The organism is Sphingomonas yabuuchiae (assembly GCF_014199595.1).
In the GTDB taxonomy this organism is placed as follows: domain Bacteria; phylum Pseudomonadota; class Alphaproteobacteria; order Sphingomonadales; family Sphingomonadaceae; genus Sphingomonas; species Sphingomonas yabuuchiae.
In genome coordinates this window covers 1-15,963 of record NZ_JACHNX010000013.1, presented here as the reverse complement: position 1 = coordinate 15,963, position 15,963 = coordinate 1, and the positions used below count along the sequence as shown (strand labels likewise).

The following is a 15,963-nucleotide window of genomic DNA, read 5'->3' as shown; positions in this document are numbered from 1 at the left end:
TTCAAGGGGGATCTCGCGGTGCGGGTTCATCCCCGTCAACGATCGAGGGCGTTGTCGGCGCCATCGGCACCGAACATCTCGGCAAAACCGTGCTGGCACGCGATCGAAATTCCACGGGCCCGTGCGAACATGCCACGTTCGAAAGTCGCCACGCCCTCGCGCCAATCCGAAGCACTGACCAGCGCGTCGGCTAGATCGGCGGCGTCGAGCATCGCGAGGTTCACCCCGGTGCCGAGCGGCGGCATCACATGCGCGGCGTCGCCAATCACCGTCAGCCCCGGCCGCGTCGGCCAATCGAGAGCGGGCGCAAGCGCCATGATCGGGCGCACGGCAGCCAACCGATCCGCATCCGCAATTAAACGGCGCAGTGGAGTGGCCCAATTGTCGAACAGCGCCAACACCGTATCAGCCCCCAACATCGCCGGTCTGCCCGTCAGCTCCTCGTCGTTCAGATCACGGTGGAAGGCGGCATAGACCCGGATCATAGCGTTGCCGTTTCGCTGCGCGATTAACCCCTTGCTCTCGCCAAGCGCGAACATGGTGCCGCGGCCGACGAGACGTGACAGGTCAGTGTGCCGATCGTCGACGTCGGTCAGCCAGAACTCGACGAAGGAGATGCCCGTATAGTCGGGCATGATCGGCGTGATAGCGCGGCGGACACGCGACCAGGCCCCGTCCGCACCCACCACAAGGTCGAAGGGGCCGACAGCACCATCGTCGAGGCGTAGGGCGTGTCCGCCATCCGGATGCGCCACCACCTCGCGAACCCGTGCCGCCCAACGGATGTCCCATTCACCGAGTGGCGACAGTAGCAAGCGGCGGAGCACAAGCCGGTCGATTTCGGGGCGCTGGCCCTCTCCCGGTAGGGGAACATCCTCATGCAGGACTGCCGCGGTCATATGATCGAGCAGACGCTGTTCCTGGTCCTCATGTCGGGCGATCGCCACGAAGCGCTCCAGCAAACCGGCGCGTTCGAGCGCAAGCTGGCCCTCGCCGGGGTGCAGATCGAGCATCCCGCCCTGATCGCGGGCATCGACCGATGCGTCGCCATCGAAGATCGTGGCGCTCCAGCCATGACGGTGGAGGACATTGGCGAAGGTCAGCCCAGCGGGGCCTGCGCCCACGACGGCAATGCGGGGGCGTTGCGCTGGTCCGGAATGGCGATTATCCATAGGTGCCTATATATATAATCATAGGAGCCTATGCAATGATGTCTGATGAGGAGGAGTGGCGGCCAGAACAAATGCCAACAATTGTGATCGCCCATCTGGGTCGCCTGCTAACCCGAGCTAGCGATCACGAACTGCGTAAGGCAGGGATTACCGCATCGCAGCTTCCCGTGCTGGTCGCGCTGAAGGATGGCGAACGGCGGACGCAGAGCGATCTGGCGCGCATCGCTGGCGTGGAGCAGCCGAGCATGGCGCAGCTTCTCGGGCGGATGGAGCGCGAGGGCCTCGTTCGCCGCGAACCTTCTATCGACGATCGTCGCAGCAGCCTGATATCACTGACCGATGCCGCGCTACAAAGGTTGGCACCAGGCCGTGATGCGCTGCGCGCCGTCGACACCAAGGCGCGGAGCGGTTTCACCGAGGCTGATTTAAGGCTCTTCCACAGCTTCATTGCGCGAATGGCGAACAACATCGCGGCGGACTGATTGTCTCAAAATTTAATCGATTTTGGGACAACTAACGACCGCCCGGCCTGCCCCGATGCTGGCTGCACGACTCCCCGCTCCGAACATGAATGAACGTCTGAAGTTGGGGAGCAATGAAGACGGCGCGAATGACCGGATCTGGGTCTGCCCGGCCGTATAGCTGCTCGACGCGTTCCGAACCATTCCCGGCCGTTTTGTAGATCGGCGCGGCATCCTGAAACCGGCCGATCTACCAACCCGCAGCACTCCCGTTTCTCCATCTCCAACAAACCGTTTCGGGAAAACGCAATCGGGAACAGATTTCGAGAAAGCCGGCTCGCCGGGCGCTTCAGGAAGACGGAAGTTGCGTGTGTCGTCCCGCTGGCCGTTCGTTTTCGGGAAGGGCACCCCTTGCCTTCTAGGCTCATTCTAGCGGCGCGTTTTCAGAAACGCCCCCCCCGCTTCTCCCATGAAGGGGAGGGTACTCTTCAGCAGCGTCTCCGAGCCTACGCGTGCGCCCCAATCGCCCCTACAGCCGATAACCCAGAGACAGCATCACGTTGCGCGGTGCCGACACGAAACAGTCGCCGCGCGCCAGGCAGGAGGCATAGGCGCGGTTGTCGAGCAGGTTGGTCGCGTTGACGCGCAGGCGCCAGCGGTCGCGCTCCAACTCCACCAAGGCGTCGACCATCGTGCGCGCAGGGGTGACGATCGTCCAGGCGGCGTTACTCGACACCTGCTGGCCCAGATAGCGCACACCCGCGCCCAGCCGCAGCGTCGCCCATTTGCCCTCGAACGTCTTGGTCCCCCAGGCCGAGGCGGTGTGGCGCGACAGATAGCCGCTGGCAGCCGCATCGCCGGTGACGTCGTTATACCCATAGGCGAGCGACAGGTCATAGTGGCCGGGCAGCGTGCGCGTCGCCTCCAGCTCGAAGCCTTGGGTGGTCAGCTCACCCGCCTGGATCTGGCCGAGCGGGTTGCTGGGATCGGCGATGGGACGGTTGCGCTCCTCGATGTGGAAGGCGGTCAGCGTGACCAAGGTCGCGCGGTCGGGTTGCCACTTCACGCCGCCTTCGAACTGCTGGCCGGTCTGCGGGCGGAAGGGGGTGCCGTCGGCGGTGCGGCCGGCGACGGGCTGGAAGCTCTCGGTATAGCTGACAAAGGGCGACAGGCCGGCGCCGACCTCTCCGATGATGCCGGCGCGGAAGGTGGTGGCGGTGTCAGTGGTGCGGCTGGTGGTGCCTGTCGTGGTGTTCAGGCTGGCCCCGCGCACCCGGTCCCGCCGCGCGCCCAGCACCATCGAGACGCGGTCCCACAGCCGGATCTGGTCCTGGACATAGAGGCCGAGCTGCTTCTGCGTGTCGCGGGTGAAGGGGGCAACGAGCGGCGGTTCGACGATCGACGTATAGTCGATGTCGTACAGGTCGATCACCTGATAGCCGTAATTGTCGCTCTTGCGGACCTGGTTCCAGCTATAGTCGACGCCGGCGAGCAACGTGTGCTCGACCGCCGGGCCGGTGTGGAAGCGCCACTGGACGTTGTTGTCGGTCGAAAACACGTTGAGCCGCGCGACCGACGATCCCGCATACAGGCCGATTCGCCGCCCGTTGCTCCCGGCAGCATAGGGGTTGGTCGGGTTGCTGTAGCTGTTGGGGTAATGGGTGAAATAATCGACGTCGCTGTCGATGTAGCGCGCCTTCAGGCTGAGCTTCAGGTCGTCGGTAAAACGGTGGGTGACGATCCCCGACCCCTGGAGCAGCCGCCCGTCATAGCGGTCGTAGCCTGGCTTGCCGACGAACAGGTAGCGCGGCAGGCGCGGGTTGCCGGGATTGTCCCGCAGCGTGCCGACGATCGGCAGGAAGTTCGCGGTCGAGCCGGTATGATCGTCCTGATAGAGGCCGAGCAGCGTCACATCGGTGGCAGAGCCCGGCCGCCAGGTGACGGACGGCGCGATCATCATCCGGTCGTCGGGGACGTGATCGACATAGGTATCGGCATCGCGCACCCGCGCGACGATCCGCGCCGCCAGCGTATCGCCCGCCACGCCGTTGACGTCGGCCAGCACTTCCTTGCGGTCGTAGCTGCCATAGACAAGGTTCAGGTCGGCGCTGTTGGTGAACAGCGGCGTCTTCGACACGAGGTTGACGATCCCGCCGATCGAGCCCTGCCCGAACAGGACGGAGGCGGGGCCGCGCACCACCTCCACCCGCGAGAAATTATACGGGTCGGACGCGATGCTGGCATAATAGCTGAAGATGTCGCGCATTCCGTCGCGGAACTGCAGCGCATTGACTCCGCGGATGGTGAAGCTGTCGACGCGGGTGTCGTGGCCATAGGCGTCCGAGTTGACGCCAGCGGCATAGCGGACGGTGTCGGCGATATTGATCGCGCCCTGCGCCAGATAGACGTCGTCCGGGATGACGGTGAGCGGCTGCGGCACCTCGATCAGCGGCGTTTCGGTCTTGGTGCCGGCGAAGGCTTGGTCGCGGCGCCCTTCCACCACGATCTCGCGTTCCCGGTCTGCGGCGATCTCTTCGGCGGTGCGGCGGTCGGTATCCTCCGGCGCGGCCGCGCGGGCGGGCAGGGCGGCGATCGCGGCGAGCGCAACCCCGGCGAGGATGATGGGCTTCATGATGTCGGTCCCCTTATGTGTTCAGGGGCGCCTAGTGCGATTGAGAGTGATTCGCAAATCAATCATGGCATAACCTACATGACCATACCCGTCCTGCGGATCGCAGCGCTGGTCGGACGCCCGCTTTCTAGAACCATCACTCGCGCGAGCAACCTCGGCTTGCTTCAAGCCAACAATTCCCCCGGGTAGGCCGAGGCGGCGCGCGCGTTGACACTCTCGTCCGAGGGACCCCGCTATTCTTCAACTATAATCGCGGGCTTAACTATGACGCTCGCCGCTGCCATTCGAGGAGAACGCGGATGACCCGATAGCGGCATTGGCGACAGTCGAAGGTGTCATAATTGCACGGTCGTGATACTCACCAGCGTCGGCTACCGCGACCAACCGGCAGCAATCGTATTCCCGTCTGATGCCGTGCTGTGGTTTCGGGAAGCCATGAATTTTCGCCAAATTCGATCCCAAAGAGAATGCCCCGGCTGTCGCTGACCGTCCCCGATCGGTAGTTGCTGAGCGGCAGATGCGGCGTTGCCGACGTTGCAGCGAAGAAAGTAAGCTGCCTCATGGTGAAACGAACCGGCCCCACGCCGGCGGAGGCGCTGACGATCGCCGAAGCCGTGTTCCATACCCGCTACGACGGCGCGGCCTTCGCCTATGCGGCAGGGTCAATCATGCGCGGGGAAGGCACGTACCTGTCCGACATAGACTTGGTTGTCGTGTTCGATCGCCTCGACGCCGCGCGGCGGGAGTCCTTCACCGTCGATGGCGTGCCGATCGAGGCGTTTATTCATGACCCCGAAACGCTGGCATGGTTCGTCAACGAAGACGTGGCGCGGGGCCGCCCCAGCATCCTCAATATGATTGTAGAAGGTAAGATAGTCGGTCCTGGTCAGGAGCGGGCTAATGCTCTGCGCGGTGAAGTAGCGGCGCGGTTGAGCCGCGGACCGCTGCCGTTTTCAGCCGCAACGTTGAACGGGCTACGATATGAGATCACGGACGCGGTGGACGATCTTCGCGGCGATCGAACGGCGCAGGAGCTGTTGGCGATAGGAGCCATGCTTCATCCCAAGCTCGTGGAACTCGCCTTGCGTGGCCGGCGCCGTTGGAACGGGACGGGCAAATGGGCTCCACGCCTTCTAACGAACATCGATGCCGATCTTGCGAGCCGGTTCGACGATGCCTTTCGAGTGCTGTTCGCAAAGGGCGATGCTGGTCCGGTAATCGCTCTCGCGGAAGCCGAACTGGCCCCGCATGGCGGCACGCTCTTCGACGGGGATCGTCGGGAGGCACCTGCATCATGGCGCGTCGCTTAGAAGAAACGCTTTCCCGTAACTCGATCCCAATGGGAATGCCCCGGCCGTCTCGCTGGTGGTTCGTTTTTGAGAAGCCAGCTCCCTTCGCTTGACGCACAGTGTACACGGATTAAATTGTTAAGCGCCTAAAAAGACAGCGATGCAGGTATGGTGACAACCTGCGGTCTCTTGCGAGACAGTCACGCTTGAGCGGGTGACGCCGCTCTTGGCCATGGCCGGACACAACGAGGATTGCCCTCGTGCGTGGCCGGTCGTCGTTGTCTGACCACGATCGGCTCGTGTCCGTCTCACCAACGGAAAGGCACGACCATGAAGCTGAATCACATCAACCTCTACAGCCACGACACCGAAGCTGACCGCGCTATGTTCGAGCATTATTTCGGGCTGCGCACGCTAGTCGTGCGCAGCACGAAGATGGCGATCATGCAGGACGATGATGGCCTTGTGCTGATCCTCAACCATTTCGAAAACAAGCTCGACGGCTTCGACTACCCAAAGCAGCTCGACATTCTGCATGTCGGCTTCATCCAAGAGTCGCGCGATGCCGTCGATGCCCTGTATGCCCGCCTAAGCGGCGACGGCTGGGGAACGCAGGCGCCGCACGAGGCGCATGGTGCCTGGTCCTTCTATTTCAGGGCAAAGGGCGGCTATTTTATCGAAGTGACGACTCTGACGCCGATAGGCCCCGAAGAAGCGTATCATGGTGACCGGCAGTAAGGTTCGTTTCTGGTCGGCGGAGCCATCCGCCGGCCATTTCCGACTGCGATGCCGTTCAAACGAACCAGCGAACAGCCCGGCCTGCAATCCCGTATGTCCGGTCTTATTCTTGGGATGACATATGTTCACGCACATCATGATCGGCAGCAACAACCTTGAGCGATCCAGAGCCTTCTATGACGCTACGTTCACGGCGCTGGGCGGCAAGCCAGGCGAGAGGGATGAGAGAGGCCGGCTGATCTACGACCACGACGGTGGGCGGCTGATGATCACCCGGCCGATCGATGGCCACCCGGCGACTGTCGCCAATGGCGGAACCATCGGCATTGCCGCCATCAGCGCCGATCATGTTCGCGCTTGGCACGAGGCCGGCACCGCGCATGGCGGCACATCGATCGAAACCCCACCGTGCGAGCGCCCGAACGGCGTTTTCGTCGCCTATCTCCGTGATCCGGATGGCCATAAGCTGACCGCGCGGACAAAGGCGAGGCGGTAGCTTCATGGAACTCTACCATCCAGCTGGGCAAGGAGGCTCATGTCCATCGGCATCAGCCTGATCGTCCTTCTGGCGGCGGTTCTGCACGCGAGCTGGAACGCCCTTCTGCGCGGAGGCGGCGACCGGCTCTGGTCGATGACGATCATGTGCATCGCCATTGCACTCGCCTGTGCCCTGATGGCGCCCTTCGTGCCGGTTCCCGCAACAGCGAGTTGGGGCTGTGTCGCTTTATCGGCGCTGCTGCACGTCGGATACAACCTCTTCCTCGTGCGCACCTACCGGCAAGGCGATCTCGGGCAGACCTACCCGATCGCCCGCGGCGCCTCGCCGCTTCTGGTCTCGCTCGGTGCTGCAGTCTTTGCGCGCGAGCTGCCAGACGCGCTCAGTCGGACGGGCGTGCTGCTGGTGTCGGGCGGCATCGTTGCGCTGGCCTTCCAAGGACGGGTCATCGGGCGGCAGACATTACTTTTCGCGCTCGGCACCGGCTGCTTCATCGGTGCCTACAGCGTGACCGATGGCGTCGGGGTGCGGCTGTCCGGCTCGCCTGTCGGCTACACCGTCTGGATGTGCCTGTCGTGGGGCCTGCTCGCGCCGGTGACCTACATCGTGCTGCGGGATGCCCGTTCTCTGGTGCGCGGGCGCAGGGAAATGCTGGTGGCGGCCGGTGGGGGGCTCGCCTCGCTTCTGGCCTATGGCATAGTCATCTTTGCCATGGCGCACGGCACGATGGGACCGGTGTCGGCGCTGCGGGAGACAAGTGTCGTCTTCGCGGCCCTGATCGGACGCGTCTTCCTGCACGAAAGACTGAGCCGTTATCGGATCACGGCCTGCCTGGTTGTCGCCATGGGGGCTCTTCTGATCGGACATGCAGGCTGAAGAGAGGACAGATCGGAACGTTGCTGGGGTGAGCGACCGCTCGCGATCCGGATGAGCGCGTCTTACCGCGTGAGGCGGCGAGGTTTCCGCGATCAGAGCAGTTCATGCCCGGCGCTGCACAAAATACTGTGCTGGCGTGGTGCCGAGCGCCTTGCGGAACATCGTGATGAACGCGTTGACCGAATCGTAGCCCAATTCGGCCGCGACCTGCTGGACGCTGGCGCCGCTCGCCAGCTCGCGTAACGCAACGACGAGGTGGAGCTGTTGGCGCCAGCGGCCGAAGGTCAGGCCGGTCTCGCGCAGCATCAGCCGCGCCAGCGACCGCTCGCTCATCGCGACGCGGATGGCCCAGCTGGCGAGCGTGCTGCGGTCCGACGGCGCGGCGGTCAGCGCGTCGGCGATGGCGCGAATCCTGCTATCGCCCGACACCGGCAGGTTCAGGCGCCGGCGCGGCATTTCGGCCAGCTCGTCAAGCATCACCCGGGCCAGGCGGGCGGCATGTCCGTCCGGGGAATAGTCGCTCGGCTCGTGCGCTAGGCGATCGATCATCGCGCGGATCATCGCGGTCAACTCCAGTGCGCAGCAATGGTCGGGAAGCCTGCTCGCGCCGGGCTCGACGAACAGATAGTCGACCCGCGCATTCGCGGTCGCGCGTGCGCTGTGCGGCACCCCGCCCGGAATCCAGATGCCGCAGCCCGGCGGCACGATCCACACATCGTCCGCGGCGATACAGGTGACCGCGCCGTGCGACGCCAGGATCAGCTGCGCCTTGCGATGGACATGGGTGGGCACTTCGGCGGCATGGTCGGTGAAGTCGAGCCGGTGCGCGATCGCGGTCGCGTCCGCCGCGTCCGGATCCAGGATGGCAGTGGCTAACATAGGTCGTGACATCAAGATGGCAGTTTATAGGGATAGATTGGCTGGATAGCTAATATCATAGCTTGCTGAGAGTGACTATCAACAAGCGATGGGATACTGGCTTTTCTGGTATGGCGGGTGGATCGGACCCGAAATCGCGCTGCCCCAGTGGCAGTGGCCGCGATGGCGGAACCCGCTGCGCAACCCGCTGCGCAACCCGCTGCGCAACCCGCTGCGCAACCCGGTCGTCAAGACGGACGTCGAGGCGCTACTGTTCGCCGCCAAGAGCTTCGTTGCCGCGCTGCTGGCCTATTATGTCGCGCTTCGCATCGGGCTGCCGCGCCCGTCTTGGGCGATCGTCACAGTCTACCTTGTGTCGCAGCCTAGCGCCGGAGCCTCGCTGGGGCGTGGCGTCTACCGGCTGGCGGGCACGCTGGTCGGTGCGATCGCGACGGTGGCGATCATCCCGACATTCGCGAACGAGCCGCTGGTGTGCAGCGTGGTGCTGGCCGGATGGATCGGCCTGTGCCTGTTCCTGTCGCTGCTCGACCGGACACCCCGCGCCTATGCCTTCGTGCTGTCCGGTTACACCGCCAGCCTGATCGGCTTCCCCGCCGTCGCGGCACCGGACACAATCTTCGATACCGCATCGGTGCGGGTGCAGGAGATCGCACTTGGGATCCTGTGTGCGGTGCTGGTCCATCGCTATGTGATGCCTCGACCAATGACCGGCCAATTAAAGGCGAAGCTGGCGGCAACGTTGCGCGATGCCCGCCAGCTCGCTGGCGACGCGCTGCGTGAGGTTTCGGAGGACGAGCGCCGCGAGGACCGCCACCGGCTGGCCCTAGACCTGCTCACGCTGCGGGGGCTGGCGACGCACCTTCCCTATGATCCGGTCGCGGGAAGGCCAAGTGCTGCGTCGGTGCAGCTGCTGCACGACCGACTGGCGCGGCTGCTGCCGCTCCTAGCCGACGTCGAGGAGCGGATCGATGCCCTTCGTGCTCGTCGCTTGGGCATGCCGGTGAAACTGGCGCAGCTCGTGCTTGACGTTCGCGCCTGGATCGCCTCGGACGAACTTGTCGAGCGGGAGGCGGGCGCGCTCTGGTTGATCCGTCATGCCCGTTCGCTCGCACACGGTGAATCCGACATCGGAGATGCGCAGTCGGCCAATGTCGCGGGGCACCTCGCCGACCTGGTCGGCCTGCTCCACGACGGCGACCGGCTTTGGCATGAGGTAATCACGGGGGCGTCGCCGTGCGCGGTAGAGCCGCTCTTCGTCAAGAAGCGGGTTAAAGGCTACGTTTTCCACCGCGATCCCGTCATGGCGGCACGCGCCGGGGCGGGCGCCATCGTCGGGATCACGCTCGGCTGTTTCGCCTGGATTTGGTCGGCATGGCCCGATGGCGGGCTGGCTGTATCGATGCTGGGGGTTACCTGCGCGCTGTTCGGCAATGTCGACAATCCCGTTCCCTTCGTCCGAAAGTACATTGTCGGCTCGATCTACGGCGTCGCGATCAGCCTGGCCTACAGCTTCGTCATCCTGCCGCGCGTCTTCGACTTCCCAACCCTGCTCGCTGTGCTTGCACCCACCTTCCTATTCGCCGGATCTTTGCAGGCGCGGCCCGCAACCGCCTTCATGGCGCTCGGCATGACGTTGACAATTCCGATCTTGGTCGGGCTGGGGGCAGAATATGGCGGCGATTTCGCCGACGCCGTCAACAGCAGCATCGCCCTGTTCGTGGGCGTCGGCTTCGGCACGGTGAGTATGGCGCTGTTTCAGACCGTCGCCCCCGATGCCGCCATCCACCGCCTGCTGCGGCTCGGTCGCCGCGACGTGGCACGCCGCGCGCGAGGCGGTGGTCCCGCAGAGGCGGCATGGACCGGGCTGATGATCGACCGCGCCGCGCTGCTGATGCCGCGGCTCGCCCTGTCGGCGCGGCCGACGAAGGCGACGCTGGATGAGACCTTGCGCCACCTGCGCATCGGGCATGCGGCGGGACGGTTGCATCGTCGGCTCGGTCGGCAGGGCGGAGCGGTCGCGGACGACGCGCGGGCGGTGCTGGCGGACGTCGCGGCACATTTTGGGAGTGCCAGCGCGCCGAGCCTCGCCGAACTCAGCCGCAGTGTCGACGCGATGGCCGCGCGGATCGCCGACGCGGCAGAGGCAGATCGCGCGCTGCTCGATCCACTCACTGACCTGCGGTTCGCGCTGGCGCCGGTGCCACAGGGCGAGGTCGCGGCATGATCTCCGACATCGTCATCGGTGGCGTGCTCATTCCCGGTCTGCTGGCAGTCGCCTGCTTGGCGCTGGTGCTGACGGTCGCGATTCTTCGTCTGCTTTCTGCCACCGGCGCATCTCGGCGGCTCGCCTTGCCGCCCGTCGTCGAGCTTGCCGTCCTCGTCATCGTCTTCGGCCTGCTCGTGCAGAGCCTGCCTGCCACTGGATTACTCCAATGAAGCCATATCTCGCCTTGCTCGGGCGCTACGCCGTTACGCTTTCGCTTGTCGCTATCGCCGCGCTGGTGGCGCTGCACCTGTGGGACCGTCACCAACGCACGCCGTGGACCCGCGACGGTCGTGTCCGTGCCGACGTGGTGCGCATCTCGACCGACGTCGGCGGTCTCGTCACCCAGGTGCCGGTCCGCGACAATCAGGTCGTCCGTCCCGGGCAGCTGCTAATCGTCCTCGACCGGCCACGCCTCACCGCCGCTATCGGCCGCGCCGATGCCGCCATCGCCGAGGCTCAAGCGCAACTCGAACAAGCACGTAAGGAAGCGCGGCGCGATCTTGCGCTCGGAGATCTCGTCGCGACCGAGGCGCGCGAGCAGAATGTCGCCAAAGTCAGGACAGCCGAAGCGGCACTGGCGCGCGCGATCGCCGACCGCAACGTCGCGATGGTCGATATGCAGCGTACCGAAATCCGTGCCACTGTTGCCGGCACCGTCACCAACCTCGACATCCACCCCGGCGACTATCTCGCGGCGGGGGCGCAGGCGATGGCGCTTGTCGACACCGCCTCGCTCCGGATCGAAGGCTATTTCGAAGAGACGAAGCTGCACAACGTGGCCATCGGAGATCGCGCCCGCATTCGCCTGATGGGCGACGATGGCGAGATCCTCGGCCATGTCGAGAGTATCGCCGCTGCGATCGCCGACGACCAGCGCGACGATACCGGCAACCTCCTACCCAAAGTCGCGCCGACCTTCTCTTGGGTACGGCTCGCCCAGCGTATCCCGGTCCGCGTGCATATCGACCGGATGCCCGCGACGACGCGCCTGATCGCGGGGCGGACCGCGACGGTCGAGATCGTGCCCGCCGCGATCGCGGCGGGAGGCCGCCCGTGAGGCGCCTGCTCGCACCCACCTTCGTGGCGAGCCTTGCGCTGCTGGCCGCCGGCTGCGTAGCGGGACCGGACTACCGCATACCGCCCGCAGCCATCGTCAATCGACCGCAGGCGTCCGCGCCGTTCTTGGGCAGTCGAGATCCTGCCGTGACCCAGGCAGACCTGCCACCGCATTGGTGGCGTCTCTACGGCGATACCCGGCTCAATGCCTATGTGACCGAAGCACTTGGCGCCAACACCGATTTGCACGTGGCCGATGCCAATCTGCGCCGGGCGAGCGCGATCGTGCGCGAGGCCGCGGCCGCGCGCACAGTCACGACGGGCATCAGCGGCCAGGCGGCGGGCGCCCGCATCGGCGGGCCGACCGGGACCTTGCCGGCGCCGCTCAGCTACGCGCTCGGCTTCGATCTCAACTACCCGCTCGATCTGGCGGGCGGCATCCGTCGGGGGATCGAGGCGGCGAACGCACAGGCAGAGGCGACACTTGCCGCGCGCGACCATGTGCGCGTGGTCGTGGCGGCGGCTGTCACCCGCAATTATGCGCGCGTCTGCGCCGACGGCGTCGCGCTCGCCGCTGCGCGGCACGTCGTCACGATCCAGCGTTCGACCCTCGACGTGGCGTTACGAATGGTGCGCGGCGGCCGCGGGACACGCTTCGACAGCGATCGCGCACGCGCAGCCGTCTTCGCCAGTGAAGCCACCATCCCCGACATCCTCGCCGACCGGCGTGCCGCGCTGTTCGCGCTGGCGGCGCTGATGGGACGCGTTCCGGCCGACTATCCACGCGAGCTGGAAGGCTGCACGACGATACCGTCGCTCCGTCGCCCGCTGCCGATCGGCGACGGTGCGATGCTGCTCAAGCGCCGCCCTGACATCCGGCGAGCCGAACGGCTGCTCGCTGCCGCGACCGCCGGCATCGGAGTCGCCGAAGCCGATCTTTACCCCCGTATCAGCCTCGGCGGTTCGGCGGGAACCGCCACGTCGGTCGGCCGTGCGCTGGCGCCTTCGTCGTTCGGCTTCAGTCTCGGCCCGCTGGTCTCCTGGTCCTTTCCCGACCGCAAGGCGGTCCGTGCGAGGATCGATGAGGCCGGTGCTGATGGCGACGCCGCGCTCGCGGGCTTCGATGGTTCTGTGTTGCTGGCCCTTCAACAGACCGAAACCGCCCTGTCCGCTTATGCGCGGTCACGCGACCGACTGGACGCGCTGGAACGCGCGGCGGGAGCTGCCGGCAAGGCAAGCGGGGACGCCGAAAAGCTGCAACGCTTCGGTCGCACACCGTTCCTCGACGTGTTGAACGCGCAGGCCAGCTACGCCGACGCGCAAACAAGCCTGTCGTTCGCGCGCGCCAGCCTGGTCGATCGGCAGATTGACCTCTTCCTTGCACTCGGCGGCGGTTGGGAGTGAGGCCGATAAAACTTGTGGCTCAAGCGCTACATCCTGATTATCCGCGCTTGCCTGAGGCCAAGCGTCGTTGTTTGGGCGGTCGGCACAGACTCAAGCAATGAATGGCCGTCATTCGGGAACGTTTATGAGAGGCGTTCCGCTTTCCCATAACTCGATCCTTTTTGGGAAAGTTGGCGGCTCATCGGGCAGGCTAGGGCTCAGCTCCTCCCCGGCTGCCAACATGAATGAATGGCAGAAGGTGGGGAGCTGAAAGGAGTCGGCGAACGTCCACAACCGGGTCGAATTATCCCATGCTTGGCATAGGCGTGTCGCCGCTAGGTGTATCTTCCGATGGCGGCATATCAGTTTCGGGATCGGGCTGACCGGCGGCCTGAATTTCGCTGGGGGCACAGCGTCGGAAGTCCTGCGTTTCGCCATTGGTGAAGAGCGTGGACATGGTGTCGTTGTCTGCGTCTGTGATATCAAACGTCAAACTGCCGCTCGTACCGATCATACTGACCCGGCGACCCTGCATCGTCCAGCGGAAGCTGGCACCATCGCCAAAGTCTGCGACGCCGCCTTTGATGAAGCCGAAATAGCCTTTTTGTGAGCAGGCATCGCTGCCAGTCTTTGCTCCCACCCAACGCCCTATCAGCCAACCGGGTTTGACCAGTGCGGTCAGCTTTTCTTCGGCCGCCTTATCGGCTTCCTCGGATGCTGCGCGTTCGGCCCGTTCGGTATTATCGTCGACCAATTGCTGGTGATAGGCATCAATGCCTTGGGCGGTGACGAGGAGCTGGCCGTCGTCACGCGCTGAAGGGGCGACCGCCATGTTGAGCGGGGCATGGTCGATCAGCGATCCGCCGGGGCCCTGAACCGTCACGCTGGTGTTGGATTGGGCCTTGTGGACCTGGGGATCATAGCTCTCCAGAGTGGCGTTGCTGAAGGTGACCGAATAAGCTTTGGCCAAGTCGGGCTTGGGCGCGATCATTTCGCGCAGCGTGTCTTCGACTTCGGGTGCCACGCAGATGCGTGCGTCACCGGCTTTAAGGAGCGCATTGGCGTCATTGGCGGCAGGCTTGCAGCCGGGCAGCAGGATGAGACCTGCGCCCAGCATGATGATGGCTTTGGACATGGGGTGTGCCTTTCAGACGGGAAAAGGACTGGTGGATGGGAGACGGCGGGCGGTCGGGCACGCCAAGCACCGTCAGCATGGACTGCTAGTGCCGGGGCAGGGGTGCCGGGCAGTTGCTGATGAAGTCGCGCGCCGACATGGGCAGGTCGGGAAAGGGGAAGCGGTTGACGGTGCCGCCCGAGCGCAAGGCAATGCTGGTCGCCCGGGTCAGGGCGGTCAGCTGATCGTCACCAAGTGGGATTTGCCATTGGATATCGGAGCCGACGGGCTTCCAACTGATGTCGACCGGGCGAGACAGGGTGTTGTCTGGACTGATGATGTCGAGGGTGGCGCGGGTTTCGCCCTTTGTCACTATCCCCCGGCTATAGCCGGTGATCAGCAGGGTCGGATCACCGTCCGTGCGCCCGATCTTGTACTCATAGCGCCGGTCCGACGAACGGGTGCGGACATAGCAGATGCCACGGCGGATGGGGTACATGGCCCATACCCCCAGAGTGAGGGGGGCATCCGCATCGATCGCAGTCACACGGCTGGCCAGATAGTCACCCCGCAGCTTGAGTTTGAAGCTCTCGAACAGCTGCCCCAGCGCGCGGTCGGCACGGGGCAGGCCGATGGCCTTGCCGACTACACCGCGCAGGTTGGCCCATTCGCGCGTACAGGCCATGCGTGCCGGTTGCGCAGCTGCCAAGTCGGTCTGGCCCGCTTCGATGAGGCGTACGCCTTCGGTGGCCGTACACATCATCCAACCCCGGGTCAGCGGGCGGAAGGGTTCGTCGAACAAGCGGTCGGTATCGGAGACCGTTTGCGGGTTGGTTGTGGTGTATTGGGCATAAGCTGCCGGGGCCGCGGCCAGCAGCACGAGGCTGGTCGCCCAGCCGAGATGACGTCGGGGCATGGATGTGCCTTTCCAAAAGAGACAAAGGACCGGGGGATGGGAGACGGTCGGTCGATGTCTGGCGCAGCCGCTTTCCGGCTACATCGGGTGGTCAGGGCTATTTGGCGTCTCGCGGATCGCGGTATTCCTGGAGGAATACCCACACAGCAGCGTCGGTAGGCGGCACGTCGATGCGGTCCAGCGTCGTGTGGGTTGATAGGACCAGCTGGTGGAGCTGCATCACGAAGTCTTCGTCTTGCGCGCCGACGTCGAATGTCCATTGCACGGCGGGCCCTTTGGCGACCCAATTGGCCTCGGTGGTGCGCGGCGTGCGCCCCGGTGCCCCATAAAGATCGATCGTCCCCGTGCCCTTGCTGGCGGCCATGGGTTTGGCAGGTATCATCTGGATGACGACCTGGACCGGTCCCTCCCAGCTGACATAATCGACTTTGGCCTTCTGCTGGATGGAGTCGTGAGACGCAAAGCAGACATTGTAGCGGATGGGGTAGAGCTTCCACGCTCCGACGGTGCGAGGCCCGGCCTTGTCGATGGCCTCGACGCGGTATTTCAGAAACGCGGTGGATAGCTGATCGGCGAGGATCGCATCTATTCTAGGGTCAGGACTCGTTGATCACAGCCAGAAGATGACGGTGGCCGCGAGAGCAACGGCGGGAAAGAAGGCCGTGGGGCAGCGATCGTAGCGTGT

At 64.8% G+C, this 15,963-nt stretch carries 15 protein-coding genes; 9 read left to right on the top strand and 6 right to left on the bottom strand.

Annotation, left to right across the window (positions count from 1 at the left end; translation table 11 throughout):
* Nucleotides 1-35: 35 nt before the first annotated feature.
* Nucleotides 36-1,124, bottom strand: coding sequence for an FAD-dependent monooxygenase (locus GGQ89_RS14530; protein ID WP_184106181.1), 1,089 nt, complete (start codon nt 1,122-1,124; stop codon nt 36-38).
* Between the two features lie 119 nt (nt 1,125-1,243).
* Between GGQ89_RS14530 and GGQ89_RS14525 the strand changes: the two genes are divergently transcribed.
* The gene (locus GGQ89_RS14525) at nt 1,244-1,654 is read left to right on the top strand and encodes a MarR family winged helix-turn-helix transcriptional regulator (protein ID WP_184106180.1); all 411 of its coding nucleotides are present in this window, start codon (nt 1,244-1,246) and stop codon (nt 1,652-1,654) included.
* Between the two features lie 508 nt (nt 1,655-2,162).
* Here the strand turns inward: GGQ89_RS14525 and GGQ89_RS14520 are convergent.
* Nucleotides 2,163-4,265, bottom strand: a complete 2,103-nt coding sequence (locus GGQ89_RS14520; RefSeq protein WP_184106179.1) for a TonB-dependent siderophore receptor — start codon at nt 4,263-4,265, stop codon at nt 2,163-2,165.
* A gap of 560 nt (nt 4,266-4,825) precedes the next feature.
* Here GGQ89_RS14520 and GGQ89_RS14515 point away from each other — a divergent pair.
* From GGQ89_RS14515 to GGQ89_RS14500, 4 genes are all read left to right on the top strand, one after another.
* Nucleotides 4,826-5,575 carry a nucleotidyltransferase domain-containing protein gene (locus GGQ89_RS14515; RefSeq protein WP_184106178.1) on the top strand — a complete coding sequence of 250 codons (750 nt, stop codon included), beginning with the start codon at nt 4,826-4,828 and terminating at the stop codon, nt 5,573-5,575.
* 309 nt (nt 5,576-5,884) lie between these two features.
* A complete protein-coding gene (locus tag GGQ89_RS14510; RefSeq protein ID WP_184106177.1) occupies nt 5,885-6,292 on the top strand; it encodes a VOC family protein in 408 nt (135 codons plus the stop codon).
* Nucleotides 6,293-6,413: 121 nt separating this feature from the next.
* Nucleotides 6,414-6,788 carry a VOC family protein gene (locus GGQ89_RS14505; RefSeq protein WP_184106176.1) on the top strand — a complete coding sequence of 125 codons (375 nt, stop codon included), beginning with the start codon at nt 6,414-6,416 and terminating at the stop codon, nt 6,786-6,788.
* Nucleotides 6,789-6,827: 39 nt separating this feature from the next.
* Nucleotides 6,828-7,664 carry a DMT family transporter gene (locus GGQ89_RS14500; RefSeq protein ID WP_184106175.1) on the top strand — a complete coding sequence of 279 codons (837 nt, stop codon included), beginning with the start codon at nt 6,828-6,830 and terminating at the stop codon, nt 7,662-7,664.
* Nucleotides 7,665-7,766: 102 nt separating this feature from the next.
* Here the strand turns inward: GGQ89_RS14500 and GGQ89_RS14495 are convergent, their stop codons facing one another.
* On the bottom strand, nt 7,767-8,543 hold the full coding sequence (locus tag GGQ89_RS14495; protein ID WP_240456307.1) for an AraC family transcriptional regulator: 777 nt from the start codon (nt 8,541-8,543) through the stop codon (nt 7,767-7,769).
* An 88-nt stretch (nt 8,544-8,631) separates the two neighbouring features.
* On the opposite strand from GGQ89_RS14495, the gene GGQ89_RS14490 reads away from it, so the two are divergent.
* From GGQ89_RS14490 to GGQ89_RS14475, 4 genes are read left to right on the top strand one after another with little or no spacing between them, the layout of a single operon-like run.
* Nucleotides 8,632-10,767, top strand: coding sequence for an FUSC family protein (locus GGQ89_RS14490; protein WP_184106173.1), 2,136 nt, complete (start codon nt 8,632-8,634; stop codon nt 10,765-10,767).
* Nucleotides 10,764-10,979: a DUF1656 domain-containing protein gene (locus GGQ89_RS14485; protein WP_097383938.1), complete on the top strand. Its 216-nt coding sequence runs from the start codon at nt 10,764-10,766 to the stop codon at nt 10,977-10,979. The genes GGQ89_RS14490 and GGQ89_RS14485 overlap by 4 nt, the downstream gene beginning before the upstream one ends.
* Nucleotides 10,976-11,866 carry an HlyD family secretion protein gene (locus GGQ89_RS14480; RefSeq protein ID WP_184106172.1) on the top strand — a complete coding sequence of 297 codons (891 nt, stop codon included), beginning with the start codon at nt 10,976-10,978 and terminating at the stop codon, nt 11,864-11,866. The genes GGQ89_RS14485 and GGQ89_RS14480 overlap by 4 nt, the downstream gene beginning before the upstream one ends.
* On the top strand, nt 11,863-13,269 hold the full coding sequence (locus GGQ89_RS14475; protein ID WP_184106171.1) for an efflux transporter outer membrane subunit: 1,407 nt from the start codon (nt 11,863-11,865) through the stop codon (nt 13,267-13,269). Before GGQ89_RS14480 ends, GGQ89_RS14475 begins: the two co-directional genes overlap by 4 nt.
* A gap of 283 nt (nt 13,270-13,552) precedes the next feature.
* On the opposite strand, the gene GGQ89_RS14470 is transcribed toward GGQ89_RS14475, so the two are convergent.
* From GGQ89_RS14470 to GGQ89_RS14460, 3 genes are all read right to left on the bottom strand, one after another.
* Nucleotides 13,553-14,383 (bottom strand): hypothetical protein, encoded by an 831-nt coding sequence (locus GGQ89_RS14470; protein ID WP_184106170.1) that lies wholly within the window; start codon nt 14,381-14,383, stop codon nt 13,553-13,555.
* Between the two features lie 85 nt (nt 14,384-14,468).
* Nucleotides 14,469-15,278 (bottom strand): hypothetical protein, encoded by an 810-nt coding sequence (locus tag GGQ89_RS14465; protein ID WP_184106169.1) that lies wholly within the window; start codon nt 15,276-15,278, stop codon nt 14,469-14,471.
* 97 nt (nt 15,279-15,375) lie between these two features.
* On the bottom strand, nt 15,376-15,642 hold the full coding sequence (locus GGQ89_RS14460; RefSeq protein ID WP_184106168.1) for a hypothetical protein: 267 nt from the start codon (nt 15,640-15,642) through the stop codon (nt 15,376-15,378).
* Between the last annotated feature and the right edge of the window lie 321 nt (nt 15,643-15,963).

Coding starts and splice junctions, on each gene's coding strand:
- GGQ89_RS14525 (WP_184106180.1), top strand. CDS start 1,244: ATGCCAACAATTGTGATCGCCCATCTGGGTCGCCTGCTAACCCGAGCT.
- GGQ89_RS14520 (WP_184106179.1), bottom strand. CDS start 4,265: ATGAAGCCCATCATCCTCGCCGGGGTTGCGCTCGCCGCGATCGCCGCC.
- GGQ89_RS14515 (WP_184106178.1), top strand. CDS start 4,826: ATGGTGAAACGAACCGGCCCCACGCCGGCGGAGGCGCTGACGATCGCC.
- GGQ89_RS14510 (WP_184106177.1), top strand. CDS start 5,885: ATGAAGCTGAATCACATCAACCTCTACAGCCACGACACCGAAGCTGAC.
- GGQ89_RS14505 (WP_184106176.1), top strand. CDS start 6,414: ATGTTCACGCACATCATGATCGGCAGCAACAACCTTGAGCGATCCAGA.
- GGQ89_RS14500 (WP_184106175.1), top strand. CDS start 6,828: ATGTCCATCGGCATCAGCCTGATCGTCCTTCTGGCGGCGGTTCTGCAC.
- GGQ89_RS14495 (WP_240456307.1), bottom strand. CDS start 8,543: ATGTTAGCCACTGCCATCCTGGATCCGGACGCGGCGGACGCGACCGCG.
- GGQ89_RS14490 (WP_184106173.1), top strand. CDS start 8,632: ATGGGATACTGGCTTTTCTGGTATGGCGGGTGGATCGGACCCGAAATC.
- GGQ89_RS14485 (WP_097383938.1), top strand. CDS start 10,764: ATGATCTCCGACATCGTCATCGGTGGCGTGCTCATTCCCGGTCTGCTG.
- GGQ89_RS14480 (WP_184106172.1), top strand. CDS start 10,976: ATGAAGCCATATCTCGCCTTGCTCGGGCGCTACGCCGTTACGCTTTCG.
- GGQ89_RS14470 (WP_184106170.1), bottom strand. CDS start 14,383: ATGTCCAAAGCCATCATCATGCTGGGCGCAGGTCTCATCCTGCTGCCC.
- GGQ89_RS14465 (WP_184106169.1), bottom strand. CDS start 15,278: ATGCCCCGACGTCATCTCGGCTGGGCGACCAGCCTCGTGCTGCTGGCC.
- GGQ89_RS14460 (WP_184106168.1), bottom strand. CDS start 15,642: ATGGCCGCCAGCAAGGGCACGGGGACGATCGATCTTTATGGGGCACCG.